We start from the raw sequence: 12,072 nt of genomic DNA on the forward strand, positions 1-12,072 counted from the left end.
TTGTCTCCTCTTTGCCAACTCAACGAGGCACCAGGAAGGTCGCCTTCTCCGACACCTGCGCGCTGCCGTCGGCCGAGCGCACGTCGAAGTGCACGACGTGGGAACCCGCGGTGGCGCTGCCGTAGGGGAGCTGCAGGCGCACCGCGACCCAGCGCGACTGCGCAGAACCGACCTCGACCGGATCAGGCGGCGACACGCTCAAGCCTTCCAGCCCCCTGGCTTCGATGCGGTAGCGCTGTACCTGCTCGGTCGCGTTCATGATCTGCAGGCGATAGACGTTCTCGAGTTGGCCGCCCTCGACGATGCGCGCGAGCGAAGCCCGGTCGCGCACCACGTCGACCTTCAGCGGCATGCGCACGACCAGGCTCGCCAGCACCCCCATCGTCAGCGCAGCGAGCAAGCCCGTGTAGATCAGCACCCGTGGGCGCAGCACGCGGCGCAGCACCTGCCTCGGCGTCCAATGGCCGGCCATGCCGTTCTGGGTCGCGTAGCGGATCAGACCTCGCGGTGTGGCCATCTTGTCCATCACGGTGTTGCAGGCGTCCACACAGAGCCCGCAGCCGATGCACTCGTACTGCAGCCCCTTGCGGATGTCGATGCCGGTCGGGCAGACCTGCACGCACAACGAACAGTCGATGCAGTCGCCAAGTCCCTGAGCGCGGGCATTGCTGCTCTTGGAACGCACCCCGCGGGGCTCGCCACGCTCGCTGTCGTAGCTCACGATCAGCGTGTCGCGATCGAACATGGCGCTCTGGAAGCGCGCATAGGGACACATGTACATGCAGACCTGCTCGCGCATGAAACCCGCATTGCCGTAGGTCGCAAAGCCGTAGAAGAAGACCCAGAACACCTCCCACGAACCCATGCGCGTCTGCAGGAACTCCAGGCCCAACTCGCGGATCGGCGTGAAGTAGCCGACGAAGGTGAAGCCGGTCCACAGCGCGATGCCGAGCCACACGATGTGCTTGAACCACTTCTTGACCAGCTTCTCGAGCGAGAAGTCGCCTTCGTCCAGGCGCATGCGCGCGATGCGGTTGCCTTCGATCTTTTGCTCGACCCACATGAAGATCTCGGTGTAGACGGTTTGCGGACAGGCATAGCCGCACCACAACCGCCCGGCCACCGCGGTGAAGAGGAAGAGCGACAGCGCCGAGATCACCAGCAGCCCGGTCAGGTAGATCAGGTCCTGCGGATACAGCACCAGCCCGAGGATGTAGAAGCGCCGCGCGCCCAGGTCGAACAGCACCGCCTGGCGCTGCCCCCACTCGAGCCAGGGCAGGCCATAGAACACGAGCTGCGTCAGGAACACCATGGCCCAGCGCCAGCGCGCGAAGACGCCGCGCACCGTGCGGGGATAGACCTTCTGGTGCGCGGCGAACAGGCCGCCACCTTCCTTAACGGCGGCGATCGGGATCACCCGGCGCCTCACCGGGGTCGACGCGGAAGCGGCATCCTTCATGACAGCCCTAGGGCGCAGCGGCAGGCTTGTTCGACAAGCCCCAGACATAGGAGGCCAGCACATGGATCTGGGCCTCGGTCAGGCGGCCCTGCTGGGCCGGCATCTGATTGGTCCTGCCGGTGTTGATGATCGAGATGATCGCCTCCTGCCCGTAGCCGTGCAGCCAGACCTTGTCGGCCAGGTTCGGCGCGCCCATGGCGGGGTTGCCGACGCCGCCGATGCCATGGCAGGCCGCGCAGGCGCTGAACTTGCTCTTGCCCAGGCCGGCGCGGACCGAATCGTGCGGGCTGCCCGACAGGCTCAGCACATAGTTGGCGACGTTCTTGACATCCTCGGGGGTGCCGACCGCCTCGGCCATCGGCGGCATCACGCCGGTGCGCCCCCGGGTGATCGATTCCTTGATCTTCTCCGGTGCGCCGCCGTGCAACCAGTCGCGGTCGGCCAGGTTCGGAAAGCCCTTGCTGCCGCGCGCGTCCGAGCCGTGGCACTGCGCGCAGTTGTTGAGGAACAGGCGCTCGCCGATCGCCGCCGCCGCGGGTTCGCCCGCCACGCGCTCGATCGGCATGGCCGCATAGGCGGCGTAGACGGGTTCGAGGTCACGCTTGGCCTTGGCAAGGTCCTTCGCATACTCGTTCTCGGTACTCCATGCGAGCTGGCCCTGGTAGCTGCCGAGCCCCGGATACGCGACCAGGTAGGCCAGGCCGAAGATGATGGTGAGCACGAAGAGGCCGACCCACCAGCGCGGCATCGGATTGTTGGCTTCGCGCAGGTCTTCGTCCCAGACATGTCCGGTCGTTTCATCGGTCCCGCCCGGAACCTTCGCGCGGGCAACGAGCCACAGCAGCAATGCACACAGCAGGATGCTGCCCAGCGAGGCAATGGCGACATAGTTCGACCAGAAGACACTGAAGAAATCGCTCATGTTGCTCTCTCAGTCCTGTTCGAACGGCAGTTGGGCGGCGCCCTCGAACCGTTTCGCGTTGCGGCGCGAGTAAGCCCATACGAAGATGCCGATGAATGTGGCGAAGGAAGCCAGCGTGGCCACGATCCGCAAGGTGGTGATGTCCATGAGGCGCTCCTTACTTGACCGCGAGCCCGAGCGACTGGAGATAGGCCACCAGCGCATCCATCTCGGTCTTTCCCTTCACCTCGGCCGGCGCCGCGGCGAGCTGCTCATCGGTGAAAGGCACGCCCACGCGGCGCAGGGCACGCATGTGGGTCGCAGCCTCGGCTCCGTCGAGCGGCGCCTTCTCGAGCCAGGCGTAGCCCGGCATGTTCGACTCGGGCACCACATCGCGCGGGTTGATCAGGTGGATGCGATGCCACTCGTCGCTGTACTTGCCGCCGACGCGCTGCAGATCAGGGCCGGTGCGCTTGCTGCCCCACTGGAACGGGTGGTCATAGACGAACTCGCCGGCGACCGAGTAGTGGCCGTAGCGCAGCGTCTCGGCACGGAAGGGCCGGATCATCTGCGAGTGGCAGTTGTAGCAGCCCTCGCGCACGTAGACGTCGCGGCCCAGCACCTGCAGCGAACTCGGCGGCTGCATGCCCGCCACGGCCTGCGTGGTCGATTTCTGGAAGAACAGCGGCACGATCTCGACCAGGCCGCCGATGGCGACGACCAGCAGGATCAGCACGATCATCAGGAAGTTGTTGGTCTCGATCTTCTCGTGCGAGAAGCCGGACTTGGGCGTGTTCGAGCTCATGTTCTTCTTTCCTCAGGCGGCTGCGGCTGCGGGCAGCGGGATGGCTGCGCGCACCGAGCTCCCCGAAATGACGGTCATGACGACGTTCCATGCCATGACCAGCATCCCGCCCAGGTAGAGCAGACCGCCGATCAGGCGCACCACGTAGTAGGGATAGGTGGCCTTCACGCTCTCCACGAAGGTGTAGGTGAGCGTGCCGTCCGGGTTGATGGAGCGCCACATCAGGCCCTGCATGACGCCGGCGATCCACATGGCGGCGATGTAGAGCACGATGCCGATGGTGGACATCCAGAAATGCAGCTCGATCGCCTTGACGCTGTGCATCTCGCTACGGCTGTACATCCTCGGGATCAGGTAGTAAAGCGAGCCCATCGAGATCAGTCCCACCCAGCCGAGCGCGCCGGCATGCACGTGGCCGACGGTCCAGTCGGTGTAGTGGGAGAGCGCGTTCACCGTCTTGATCGACATCATCGGCCCCTCGAAGGTCGCCATGCCGTAGAACGAGAGCGCCACGATCAGGAAACGCAGGATCGGGTCGGTGCGCAGCTTGTGCCAGGCGCCCGAGAGGGTCATGACGCCGTTGATCATTCCGCCCCAACTCGGCGCCAGCAGGATCAGCGAGAACACCATGCCGATCGACTGGGTCCAGTCGGGCAGCGCCGTGTAGTGCAGGTGGTGCGGCCCCGCCCACATGTAGGTGAAGATCAGCGCCCAGAAGTGCACGATCGAGAGCCGGTACGAATACACCGGCCGGCCGGCCTGCTTGGGGATGTAGTAGTACATCATCCCGAGGAAGCCGGCCGTGAGGAAGAAGCCGACCGCATTGTGGCCGTACCACCACTGCACCATCGCGTCCTGCACGCCGGCGTAGGCCGAGTAGCTCTTCATCAAGCCGGCGGGGATCGCCACGCTGTTGACGATGTGCAGCAGGGCGACCGCGATGATGAAGGCGCCGTAGAACCAGTTGGCCACGTAGATGTGCCGGACCTTGCGCGTGCCGATGGTTCCAAAGAACACGACCGCATAGGCCACCCAGACCAGGGCGATCAGGATGTCGATCGGCCATTCGAGCTCCGCATATTCCTTGCCGCTCGTGTAGCCCATCGGCAGGCTGATGGCGGCAGCCACGATCACGGCCTGCCAGCCCCAGAAGACGAAGGACGCGAGCGCCGGCGCGAACAGGCGTACCTGGCAGGTGCGCTGCACCACGTGAAAGCTGGTGGCCATCAGCGCGCAGCCGCCGAAGGCGAAGATCACTGCGTTGGTGTGCAGCGGCCGCAGCCGGCCGTAGCTGAGCCAGGGAATGCCGAGATTGAGCTCGGGCCAGGCCAGCTGCGAGGCGATGATCACGCCGACGAGCATGCCGACCACCCCCCACACGACCGACATCAGGGCGAGTTGCCGCACGACGGTGTCGCTGTAGACCGCTGCGGGAGGATTGGATACTTGCATCTTCTGGCCTTCTCGTGGATTGCGGTCAGTGTCCCGGCGCGGCATGCGAGGCGGTTTGATGCAGATCAATCGTTGCGCAGAATGCGCTCGCCCTCGCCTTCGACGTCGTCGAATTGGCCACGCTCGACGGCCCACCAGAGCCCGCCCAGGATCACCAGCACGAGCACGACCGAGAAGGGGATCAGGAGAAACAGGATGTCCATCAGCGTCCTGCCTCAGCGGGCCTGGCCAGGCGCGCCGCGTTGAGCACCACGAGCAGCGAGCTCGCCGCCATCCCCAGCCCGGCGAGCCAGGCCGGCAGCCAGCCGGCGACGGCCAGCGGCACGCACAGCGCGTTGTAGCCGGCGGCCCACCAGAGGTTCTGCCGCACCACCCGCAGCGTGCGGCGTGCCTGCGCGACCGCTTGCGCGACGACGGCGAGCGAGCCGCCCAGCACGACGAAGTCGGCGCGCGCCTGGGCCAGCGGAACGGCGTTGCCAAAGGCGAAAGAGACATGCGCGTGCGCCAGGATGGGGCCGTCATTGAGGCCATCGCCGACCATCGCGACGCGCCGACCGCCCGCTTGAAGCGCCTGCAGGACGCGCAGCTTCTCCTCGGGCGCACAGTCGCCCCTGGCCTGCTTGATGCCGCAGCGGGCGGCGACTTGGCGCGCGGCTGCGTCGCGGTCGCCCGAGAGAAGCTGCACTGACAGGCCCTGCCCTTGCAGCGCAGCCACCGCGACGCCCGCATCGGGGCGAAGATCCTCGGCCAGTACGAAGCTCGCCAGCCAGCCCTGCGCATCGCTCAGATGCACCTGCACCGCCTCGACCTCCAGCGGGGGCACCCCGCAAAAGGCTGCCGAGCCGAGGCGCACGCAACGCGCGGTGTCGTCCATCGCCGCATTTCGGCGAACACGTGCTTCGAGTCCGAGCCCACCGTATTCCGTCAGTTGAAGGATCTCCCACGCTGGCGCGGTGCGGAACTGGGCACTCCAGGCCGCGACGAGGGCACGGCCTGCGGGATGCAGCGACTGCGCAGCGATCGCCGCGGCGAGTTCCACCGCGTCGCCAGGCCGCATGCCGTGCCGGCAGTAGACGCGGTCGAGTCGGGGCACATCGCGCGTGAGCGTGCCGGTCTTGTCGAAGACCACGGTGTCGACCGAGGCGAGCGCCTCGAGCGCCTGCAGATTGCGCACCACGACGCCGCGGCGGGCCAGGAAGCCGGCACTCGCGAGCATCGCCGCCGGCGTGGCGAGCGACAACGCGCAGGGGCAAGTGACGATCAGCACCGCCACCGCGACCATCAACGCCCTGCCCGAATCGACCGGCCACCAGAACGCCCCGGCAAGGAAGGCTGCGGCCAGAACAGCCACCAGGAAGGGCCGCGCCGCGCGATCCGCGAGCCGAGCGAGCCGCGGCTTCTGCAGCGACGCGCTCTCCATCAGCGCCATGATCTGCGCGAAGCGCGAGTTCTGGCCCAGCGATTCGACCTGGATCTGCACCGCCGACGACAGGTTGTGACTGCCGGCCAAGACGCGCGTGCCGCAGGGACGCGGCACCGGGCGCGATTCGCCAGTCAACAAGGCCTCATCCGCCGTGGTGTCGCCGGCAGTCAGGATGCCGTCTGCTGGAAAAGCCTCGCCCGGCAGCACGCGGACAATATCGCCAGGCGCGAGGCGCCTCACGGCCACGCGAGTGAACATGCCGTCGGCGCCGAGCCGCTCGACGCTGTCGGGCAGCCGGTTCATCAAAGCTTCGAGCGCGCCCGCCGTGCGGTCGCGCAAGCGCGTCTCGAGCCAGCGGCCGGTGAGCAGGAAGAACACGAACATCGTGAGCGAGTCGAAGTACACCTCGCCGCCCAGCGGGCCAGAGGCATCGAAGGTGGCCGCCGTGCTGACGACGAAGGTGATCGCAATGCCGAGTGCGACCGGCAGATCCATGCCGATGCGGCGGTGGCGTAGGTCAAGAAGCGCGCTGCGAAAGAACGGGCCGCACGAGAACAGGATCACCGGCAGGGTGAGCACCCAGGAGGCCCAGCGCAGCAGCTGCGCGGCATCGGGCGTCATGTCGCCGGGCTTGGCGATGTACGCTGGGTAGGCATACATCATCACCTGCATCATGCAGAAGCCCGCGACCAGCCAGCGCCACAGCGCGAGCCGCGCCTCACGCGCACGCCGAGCACGCACGAACATGTCGCCGGCCGGCACGAGCCGGTAGCCGGCGGCCGCGCAGGCCGCGAACCAGCGCGAGGGCGTCACGGCCGCGGCCGACCACACGATACGTGCGCGCCGGGTTGCGGCATTGACTTCGGCCTTCTCGACGCCCGGCACCTGTGCCAGCGTCGCCTCGACCGTGAAGGCGCAGGCTGCGCAATGCATGCCCTCGACCACAACCTGCGATTCCCAGCGCCCCGCCGCAGGCTGGTCGTCGAGCGAACGCCCAAATGCCGGCCACTCGGTCGCATCGTCCAGCAGCGAGCAGTCCGCCTGTGCCGCGAGATCGGCGGACGTGGGGTCGTGGCGGGCGGGCGGGCTGAACGCAGCTGCGGCTTGCATTGTGCAAGGCTATTGGCACGCATGCAGGGCGGCCTTGATCTGCATCAAACCCCCATCACACCCCGTTCCGTACGCTTGCGACATTCACCGCATAGGGGAAAGATCATGTTCAAACGCATCCTGGTCGCCACGGATGGCTCCGCGCTCTCGAAGAAGGCCGTGAAAAGCGCCGTCGCCCTTGCGGCTCAGAACAATGCCGACCTCGTGGCAGTCACGGTAGTGCCTCGCTATCCGAAGACCTATTTCGACGGCGCGATGGTCTTCTCGCACGACGAGGTCGCGCGCATTGAGCGGCAGTGGGCCGAGACCGCGCAGGGCACGTTGGACGAAGCCACTACGCTGGCAGAGGCAGCGGGTGTCAGGAGCAAGACGGCAACCATCAACTCGGACCTCGTGGGGGACGCAGTGATCGCCGCCGCAAAGAAGCACAAGAGCGACTTGATCGTCATGGCATCGCACGGCCGCAAGGGCATCAAGCGGCTGTTGCTCGGGAGCGAGACACAGCACGTGCTGACCCATTCGGCGTTGCCGGTATTGGTGCTTCGTTGAATGAGGAGTTGACCCCATGATCTCGAGGCACACCCGAACGCTGAAGGCGCTGGCCTTCGTTCTTGCAACCCTTGGAGCGACAGCCCTGCTGGTGGCCGCAGGTCTTGCCGAAGAGCCGCAGCCGGCGGCCGCGACGAGCGCTTGCATCATCTGTCTGCCGGTCAATGCCCGTTGAGGGGCGATCCACACGAGCCATCTAGCTGCCGACGAATGGGTGTTGTTGGCCTCTTCAAGCACCGTCAGAAGCCCGATCTATCTCTCGCAGCCGGATCCGCGAGAGGCAAGCCCATGGAAGGGGCGTCGGATCGATCCGAGGCTGACATCTGATCCGCGTATTCAAGCTCATTGACCTGGCGCACCATCCAGCAGGTTCTCGATGAATCCAAAGTGTTGGGATGCCCAGCACTTGAGCTCGTCGATGGAAGGACCATGAAATTCCCCAGAACGCGGCCCCATGGCGCCGCGCGTGAGACAACGAGCGCCCACGGCGCCATTGAATGAGAGTTCCCCCTCAAGGGGCTCGCAGTCGCCCGGGGGTCTTGCCGGCGCTTGAGCCGGGCCGCTTGCGCCGAGTTGATCTTTCTTTCGTTTGAGCCGTGATGGCGTCGTCATCGCGCGATCGTCCGCCGGCGCCAAACGACGAGACCTCGCGCTCACCGTCTCGAAGCGCTTGCAGCAGAGAAGCCGCAGCCAATCTGAATTTCAATGATGGTCGTGTCATGACTTCTCCGTGGACAATGGCTGAGACTAGCGAGCAGCCGGGACATGGCACTTGCGCTCGATCAAGCTTTGCCACGCCGGCCGAAAACGCTGCGTTGATTCAGCGCAAGCCACAGCGCAAGCGCGAAACCTAGGCTACGTGGGTTCTTGTCCGCTCTCACCCGTACCAGCCATCAGGCCGATTGCAAAGGAGATCCTCATTCAAGCCCTCGTGTACAACGGCCCAGGTCGCCAGACGCTGGAAGTCCGCTCCAAGCCGATCATCAGCAGGCCCACCGACGCGATCATCAGGAATCACGAAGATGACCATCTGCGGCACCGACCTGCACATCCTCAAGGGTGACGCGCCGAGCTGCCAACCCGCAACCGTACCGCGCCATGAAGGCGTGGGCATCGGCGACGCCGTGGGTCCGGGTGTTTCCGCGTTCAAGCCTGGAGACAGGGTCCAGACCTCCGGCATGACCATGCTGCTGCAGTTCGTGGTGAGCTTCGGCTTCATCCTGCCGGTGAATGCGCCGCAGAACATGCTGGCGGCGACCGTTCTGCTGGGGATCTTCGCGCTGACGTACTGGTCATGGATGGGATATATGACCCAGGCGGCCTGACGCCATGGCAAAGGCAGCCCGCCTCGACGAGCCGGCCACGAAGGACATCGACGAAGTCGCGCGTGCGCTCGGGGCGGACGTCGACAAAGGGCTCACTTCGCAGGAGGCGTCACGCCGACTTTCGGAAAGCGGTCCGAACGAACTTCGCGCCAGCCCGCAGACGCCGACCTGGCGCCGCATCCTGTCGCAGTTCCAGGATCCGCTGATCTACCTGCTGCTGGCCGCCATCGCCATCGCGCTCATTGCCTGGGCGATCGAAGGTCGGGATGGCTGGCCCGTGGATGCGATCGTCATCGCGACGATCGTCCTGCTCAACGCCGTGTTGGGCTACCTGCAGCAGGCCAAGGCGGCGAACGCCGTGGCCGCGCTGGCCCGGATGACCGCCGCGACTTCGGCCGTCGTGCGCGACGGGCAGTCGCTGCGCGTTCCCAGCGCCGAACTGGTGTGCGGGGACCTGCTCGTCCTCGGCGAGGGTGACGCCGTTGGGGCGGACGCGCGCCTGATTCAGGCCACATCGCTGCGCGTGCAGGAAGCCTCTCTCACCGGCGAGAGCGAAGCGGTGCTCAAGGACGCCGCCACGCTTCAGGATTGCGCTGCACTCGGCGACCGCCTCGACATGGTTTTCAAGGGAACGGCCGTCGCGCAGGGAACCGGCCGCGCCGTCGTCACGGCGACCGGGATGGACACCGAGATGGGCGCGATCGCCGAAATGCTCGAGGCCACCGCCCAGGAGCCGACGCCGCTCGAGAAGGAAGTCGGGCGCATCGGGCGCATGCTGGGCATCGCAGTCGTCATCATCGCCGTCTTGGTGGTGGGGACCATCCTGCTGATCTCCGACATCCGCAGCGCCGCAGATGTCATCACCGTCCTGCTGCTCGGCGTCTCGCTGGCGGTGGCGGCCGTGCCCGAAGGGCTGCCGGCGATCCTGTCGGTGGTGCTCGCCCTGGGAGTGCAGCGGATGGCAAAGCACAACGCGATTGTCAAGAACCTGTCGTCCGTGGAGACGCTCGGGTCGGCGTCGGTCATCTGCTCGGACAAGACAGGAACGTTGACCCGGGCGGAGATGACCGTTGAGCGGGTGATCACTGCCTCGGGCAGTTCCCGCGTCACCGGGGTGGGGTACGCGCCGCAGGGACGGGTCGAGCACGAAGGCGTCGAACTTGAGCCCGGGGCGCTGCGCGAGGAGCACATCGTGGTGCTCAGCGGCGGCAGCCTGGCCGGCAATGCCGACCTGCGCCAAGGACCGGATGGCCAATGGGAGATCCAGGGCGATCCCACGGAGGCGGCCTTTCTGGTAGCCGAGCGCAAGCTGGGCGTCAGCGGGCGGCGCGAGCGGCGTTTCGAGCGCATCGGGGAAATCCCGTTCACGTCCGAGCGCAAGATGATGTCGACGATCGAGCGCGACCACGAGCACGGCGACGAAGTCGTGCTGATCACCAAGGGAGCCCCGGACGTCCTGCTCGATCGGTGCACCCGGGCGCGGGTGGGAATGGACGCGGTGGTTCTCGATGACACCCTTCGGGCGCGGATCCTGGCCGACGTCGAAACGCTGTCCGACGCGGCGCTGCGCACGCTGGCCGTGGCCTACCGCCCGCTCGGGCCCGAAGAAGACCCGCTGATCACGGACGCGCTCGAACGCGATCTCGTGTTCGTCGGCACCGTGGGCATCATCGACCCGCCGCGCGAGGAAGCGGCCGTGGCCATCCACGAGGCCCGGCGCGCCGGCATCCGGGTGATCATGATCACCGGTGACCATCCCCGCACGGCTGTGCGCATCGCCACGGATCTCGGGATTGTGGAATCCGGCGCGAGCGCGCTGACCGGCATCGAGATCGATGGGCTGGACGATGCGGCCTTCGCCGAGGCAGTGCGCAAGACCTCGGTCTACGCCCGGGTGGCGCCCGCGCACAAGCTGCGCATCGTCGATGCGCTGCAAGCCGACGGCAACGTCGTCGCGATGACGGGTGACGGCGTCAACGACGCCCCGGCGCTGAAGTCGGCGGACATCGGTATTGCAATGGGCGTGACCGGGACCGAGGTCACGAAGGAAGCCGCCAAGATGATCCTGGTCGACGACAACTTCGCCACGATCGTCGAGGCCGTGCGCGAAGGGCGCGCCATCTTCGACGGTATTCGCAAGTTCCTGCGCTACCTGCTGTCCTCGAACATGGGCGAAGTACTGACCGTCTTCCTGGGTGTCGTGGGAGCCGGCGTGATCGGGCTCACGGGTTCCGGCGAGGCGGTGGTGCTGCCGCTGCTGGCGACGCAAATTCTCTGGATCAATCTGATCACCGACTCGGGGCCCGCACTGGCGATGGGTGTCGACCCGCCCACCGACGATGTCATGGCCCGAAGGCCGAGGCGGCTCACCGAACGGGTGATCGACGCGCGAATGTGGGCAGGGGTGATCCAGATCGGCGCCGTGATGGCCGCGATGACGCTGCTGACAATCGACATCCACCTGCCCGGCGGGCTGATCGAGGGCACGCACGACCTCGCCACTGCGCGCACCGCGGGCTTCACGGTGCTCGTCTTCGCCCAGCTGTTCAACTGCTTCAATGCGCGCTCCGAAACCACGAGTGCCTTCTCGCATCTGTTCGTCAATCCTTGGCTCTGGGGGGCGATTGCGCTTTCGGTTCTGCTGCAGGTGGCGGTTGTCAATCTCGACTTCCTCAACCTCGCCTTTGGCACGGTGCCGCTGGCTGTCGATCAATGGCTGGTGTGCGCTGCGATGGCCAGCGTGGTGCTGTGGTTCAGCGAGCTTCGCAAGCTGGTGAAACGCGCACAGGGCCGATGAGAACCGGATCGCCACTCGCTCGTACAAGACGGCTTGGGACAGGGTCGCGGAAGTGGCGATCAATCTGTACTCTGCCGAGACATTTCTCTTCGACATGAGGCTGCGGCCGCATGACGCGTCCGGCCGGGTTTGCAGTGCGGCTTCAACCGGTCGATGCGACTGCTGCTAACTTCGGCAGTCGGGCCAGACCGGACATCGCAAATGCCAAAGACCCCTAGCCCATGAATTCACCGGCGTGCGATAGTGAACCC

Annotated in this window: 10 protein-coding genes and 1 pseudogene; 4 read left to right on the forward strand and 7 right to left on the reverse strand. The window is 66.3% G+C overall.

Annotated elements, in window-relative coordinates:
• Positions 1-19: 19 nt before the first annotated feature.
• The 7 genes from ccoG to ACSQ86_RS36930 all read right to left on the reverse strand — a co-directional run bounded on the left by ccoG (position 20) and on the right by ACSQ86_RS36930 (position 7,150).
• Positions 20-1,459 carry a cytochrome c oxidase accessory protein CcoG gene (gene ccoG / locus ACSQ86_RS36900; RefSeq protein ID WP_436307658.1) on the reverse strand — a complete coding sequence of 480 codons (1,440 nt, stop codon included), beginning with the start codon at positions 1,457-1,459 and terminating at the stop codon, positions 20-22.
• Positions 1,460-1,466: 7 nt separating this feature from the next.
• Positions 1,467-2,381: a cytochrome-c oxidase, cbb3-type subunit III gene (gene ccoP / locus ACSQ86_RS36905; protein WP_436307657.1), complete on the reverse strand. Its 915-nt coding sequence runs from the start codon at positions 2,379-2,381 to the stop codon at positions 1,467-1,469.
• A 9-nt stretch (positions 2,382-2,390) separates the two neighbouring features.
• Positions 2,391-2,528, reverse strand: a complete 138-nt coding sequence (locus ACSQ86_RS36910; RefSeq protein ID WP_436307656.1) for a cbb3-type cytochrome oxidase subunit 3 — start codon at positions 2,526-2,528, stop codon at positions 2,391-2,393.
• Between the two features lie 10 nt (positions 2,529-2,538).
• Positions 2,539-3,165, reverse strand: coding sequence for a cytochrome-c oxidase, cbb3-type subunit II (gene ccoO / locus ACSQ86_RS36915; RefSeq protein WP_436307655.1), 627 nt, complete (start codon positions 3,163-3,165; stop codon positions 2,539-2,541).
• Between the two features lie 12 nt (positions 3,166-3,177).
• Complete coding sequence (ccoN, locus tag ACSQ86_RS36920) at positions 3,178-4,617, reverse strand: cytochrome-c oxidase, cbb3-type subunit I (protein ID WP_436307654.1); 1,440 nt, start codon at positions 4,615-4,617, stop codon at positions 3,178-3,180.
• Positions 4,618-4,682: 65 nt separating this feature from the next.
• Positions 4,683-4,820, reverse strand: coding sequence for a cbb3-type cytochrome oxidase assembly protein CcoS (gene ccoS, locus ACSQ86_RS36925; RefSeq protein ID WP_093110219.1), 138 nt, complete (start codon positions 4,818-4,820; stop codon positions 4,683-4,685).
• Positions 4,820-7,150 carry a heavy metal translocating P-type ATPase gene (locus tag ACSQ86_RS36930; RefSeq protein ID WP_436310864.1) on the reverse strand — a complete coding sequence of 777 codons (2,331 nt, stop codon included), beginning with the start codon at positions 7,148-7,150 and terminating at the stop codon, positions 4,820-4,822. Before ACSQ86_RS36930 ends, ccoS begins: the two co-directional genes overlap by 1 nt.
• A gap of 105 nt (positions 7,151-7,255) precedes the next feature.
• Between ACSQ86_RS36930 and ACSQ86_RS36935 the strand changes: the two genes are divergently transcribed.
• From ACSQ86_RS36935 to ACSQ86_RS36950, 4 genes and pseudogenes are all read left to right on the forward strand, one after another.
• Positions 7,256-7,699 (forward strand): universal stress protein, encoded by a 444-nt coding sequence (locus ACSQ86_RS36935; protein ID WP_436307652.1) that lies wholly within the window; start codon positions 7,256-7,258, stop codon positions 7,697-7,699.
• A 16-nt stretch (positions 7,700-7,715) separates the two neighbouring features.
• Positions 7,716-7,874: a hypothetical protein gene (locus ACSQ86_RS36940; RefSeq protein WP_436307651.1), complete on the forward strand. Its 159-nt coding sequence runs from the start codon at positions 7,716-7,718 to the stop codon at positions 7,872-7,874.
• Between the two features lie 847 nt (positions 7,875-8,721).
• A pseudogene (locus tag ACSQ86_RS36945) lies at positions 8,722-8,808 on the forward strand (hypothetical protein); the annotation flags it as partial.
• A gap of 220 nt (positions 8,809-9,028) precedes the next feature.
• Positions 9,029-11,821 carry a cation-translocating P-type ATPase gene (locus tag ACSQ86_RS36950; protein ID WP_436307650.1) on the forward strand — a complete coding sequence of 931 codons (2,793 nt, stop codon included), beginning with the start codon at positions 9,029-9,031 and terminating at the stop codon, positions 11,819-11,821.
• Positions 11,822-12,072: the final 251 nt, after the last annotated feature.

This window comes from Variovorax sp. LjRoot130, from assembly GCF_964253755.1.
Taxonomy (GTDB): domain Bacteria; phylum Pseudomonadota; class Gammaproteobacteria; order Burkholderiales; family Burkholderiaceae_C; genus Variovorax.

Bases quoted from the DNA above. Each gene is read 5' to 3' on its own strand.
- ccoG (WP_436307658.1), bottom strand. From the start codon at position 1,459: ATGAAGGATGCCGCTTCCGCGTCGACCCCGGTGAGGCGCCGGGTGATC.
- ccoP (WP_436307657.1), bottom strand. From the start codon at position 2,381: ATGAGCGATTTCTTCAGTGTCTTCTGGTCGAACTATGTCGCCATTGCC.
- ACSQ86_RS36910 (WP_436307656.1), bottom strand. From the start codon at position 2,528: ATGGACATCACCACCTTGCGGATCGTGGCCACGCTGGCTTCCTTCGCC.
- ccoO (WP_436307655.1), bottom strand. From the start codon at position 3,165: ATGAGCTCGAACACGCCCAAGTCCGGCTTCTCGCACGAGAAGATCGAG.
- ccoN (WP_436307654.1), bottom strand. From the start codon at position 4,617: ATGCAAGTATCCAATCCTCCCGCAGCGGTCTACAGCGACACCGTCGTG.
- ccoS (WP_093110219.1), bottom strand. From the start codon at position 4,820: ATGGACATCCTGTTTCTCCTGATCCCCTTCTCGGTCGTGCTCGTGCTG.
- ACSQ86_RS36930 (WP_436310864.1), bottom strand. From the start codon at position 7,150: ATGCAAGCCGCAGCTGCGTTCAGCCCGCCCGCCCGCCACGACCCCACG.
- ACSQ86_RS36935 (WP_436307652.1), top strand. From the start codon at position 7,256: ATGTTCAAACGCATCCTGGTCGCCACGGATGGCTCCGCGCTCTCGAAG.
- ACSQ86_RS36940 (WP_436307651.1), top strand. From the start codon at position 7,716: ATGATCTCGAGGCACACCCGAACGCTGAAGGCGCTGGCCTTCGTTCTT.
- ACSQ86_RS36950 (WP_436307650.1), top strand. From the start codon at position 9,029: ATGGCAAAGGCAGCCCGCCTCGACGAGCCGGCCACGAAGGACATCGAC.